The organism is Azospira sp. MPR-E4 (genome assembly GCF_058809645.1).
This window is the reverse complement of the sequence record NZ_JBXAST010000107.1, coordinates 1-2,596: the sequence shown is the minus strand read 5'-3', so window position 1 is coordinate 2,596 and position 2,596 is coordinate 1. Positions and strand designations below refer to the sequence as shown.

The window sequence follows — 2,596 nt, the reverse complement described above, 5'->3', positions numbered from 1 at the left end:
GGGCTGGGGCTGGGCCGGGGCGGCGCCGCTGGCTTCCTCCAGGTAGGAGATGAAGGCCGCCTCCAGGGAATCGGCGCCCCGGGCGGCCTGCAGGGCGGCCGGGGTGTCGCTGGCCAGCACCTTGCCGGCGTGCATGAGGCTGATGCGGTCGCAGCGCTCGGCCTCGTTCATGAAGTGGGTGGAGATGAAAATGGTCACCCCCTGTTCCCGGGACAGTTCCACCAGCAGGGCCCAGAACTGGTCCCGGGCGATGGGATCGACGCCGGAAGTGGGCTCGTCCAGGATCAGCAGGCGGGGCTCATGCACCACCGCCACCGCCAGGGAGAGGCGCTGGCGGATGCCCAGGGGCAGGTCCGCCGCCGGGGCGTCGGCGTAGGGCGTCAGGTCGAAGCGTTCGGCGAGGGCGGCGATGCGCGGGCCGATCTTCTCCGGCGGCAGGTGGAAGAGGCGGGCGTGCAGGTCCAGGTTCTGGGCCACCGTCAGCTCGCCGTAGAGGGAGAAGGCCTGGGACATGTAGCCCACCTGCTTGCGCGTCTCCAGGTTGTTGGCGTCCACCGTCCTGCCGAACAGGCTGGCCTTGCCCTGGGTCGGCGGCAGCAGGCCGGTGAGCATTTTCATGGTGGTGGTCTTGCCGCAGCCGTTGGAGCCGAGGAAGCCGAAAATCTCGCCCTTGCCGATCTGGAAGCTGACCTGGTCCACCGCCGTGAAGTCGCCGAAACGCTGGGTCAGGCCTTCCGCCTCGATGGCGAAGTCGTGGCCGTCCGGCGGCAGGGGCGGGATCGCCAGTTGGCTGTGGGCCTGGCGCCGTTCCTCCGGCAGCAGGCTGATGAAGGCCTGCTCCAGGGTGGCGGCGCCGCTGCGGGCCTTCAGCTCGGCGGCGCTGCCGGTGCCGATGATGCGGCCGGCGTCCATGGCCACCAGCCAGTCGAAGCGCTCCGCCTCTTCCATGTAGGCGGTGGCCACCAGCACGCTCATGCCCGGGCGGCGGGCCCGGATGCGGTCGATCAGCTCCCAGAACTGGCGCCGGGAAAGGGGATCGACGCCGGTGGTGGGCTCGTCCAGGATCAGCAGGTCCGGGTCGTGGATGAGGGCGCAGCACAGTCCCAGCTTCTGCTTCATGCCGCCGGAGAGCTTGGCCGCCGGCCGGTCGCGGAAGGGGGAGAGGTTGGTGGCGGCGAGCAGTTCGTCGATGCGCCGCTGCCGCTCGGCCTTGCCCTGGCCGAAGAGGCGGCCGAAGAAATCCACGTTTTCCGCCACCGACAGGGTGGGGTAGAGGTTCTTGCCCAGGCCCTGGGGCATGTAGGCGATGCGCGGCTGCAGGCGGGGCCGTACCCGGGCGCTGCCCATGTCCTCGCTGAACACTTCCACCCGTCCCGTCTGGATCTTGCGGGCCCCGGCCACCAGGGCCAGGAGGGAGGACTTGCCGACGCCGTCCGGGCCGATCAGCCCCACCATGCCGCCGGCGGGCAGGTCCAGGGTGACGTCCGCCAGGGCGCCTACCTGGCCGTAGCGCAGGCTGATGCCGGCGAGGCGGGCGACGGGAGCGGCGGTGTCCAGTGAGGCCATGGCGGCGGGCCGGGAGTGGGAGTGGTTGGAGCAGGGCCGGTGGCGGGATCAGCGCAGCTGCAGCTTGGCGGGCCAGGCCACGTCGGCGGCGGTGCGCACGTAGCCGACGCCGGGCATGCCGGGCTTGGCCAGGTCGGCGTGCTGGGCCAGCCATTCCGGCTCCACCCGCAGCTTCAGGCGGAACATGAGCTTTTCCCGCTCGTTGCGGGTTTCCACTTCCTTGGGCGTGAACTGGGCCTTCGGCGCGACGAAGCTGACCCGGGCGGGAATGGGGGCCTCCAGGGCGTCGAGGACGATGCGGGCCTCGTCGCCCACGGCCACCTTGCCCGCTTCCGCCGTGGGCAGGTAGATGGTCAGGTACATGTCGTTCATGTCCAGCAGGGTCAGCACCTTGCCGCCGGCGGCCAGCACCTCGCCCGGTTCGGCCAGGCGGTACAGCACCCGGCCGGCCAGGGGTGCCCGCAGGGCGGTGTCGCGCAGGCTGACGCGCAGGGCCTCGGCCTTGGCCTGGGCCGATTCCACCGCCGCCACGGCTTCGGCCACCCGGGTCTGGGCCGCGGCCAGGGCTGCGTCGGCGGTCTGCAGGGTGCTTTGGTCCTGGTCCAGCTTGTTGCCGGTGACGTAGCCCTTTTGCACCAGGGCTTCGGTCCGCTTCAGGGTGGATTGGGCCAGGCGCCGCTGGCTGGCGGCGCTGTTTACTCCGGCCTTGGCTTCCCGGGTGCTTTCCCGGGCCTGGCGGATCTGGGCTTCGGCCGCCTGCAGCTGGGCGGCCAGGTCCTCGGCGTCGAGGCGGGCGAGGACTGCGTTGAGCGGCACGCTGTCCCCTTCCCGGGCGTTGACCTCGGCCAGGCGGCCCGCCACCTTGGTTGCCACATCCACTTCGATGGCTTCCAGGCGGCCGTTGCCCGTGGCGATGCCGGGGGGCAGGACCGGCGGGCGCAGGCGGTAGGCGATGGCGCCGCCGAGCAGCAGCACGGCGACCAGGACCAGGGGTACGGCCCGGCGGGCGATGGAGGTGGGGGCAGGGGAG

The 2,596-nt window shown here is 71.7% G+C and carries 2 protein-coding genes; both read right to left on the bottom strand.

Annotation, left to right across the window (positions count from 1 at the left end; genetic code table 11):
- The coding region (locus AC1RTA_RS16510) for an ATP-binding cassette domain-containing protein (protein ID WP_492785357.1) at nucleotides 1–1,566 on the bottom strand (1,566 nt) is incomplete at its 3' end.
- A gap of 48 nt (nucleotides 1,567–1,614) precedes the next feature.
- Nucleotides 1,615–2,596: HlyD family secretion protein (locus AC1RTA_RS16505; RefSeq protein WP_492785356.1), on the bottom strand; the 982-nt coding region annotated here is incomplete at its 5' end.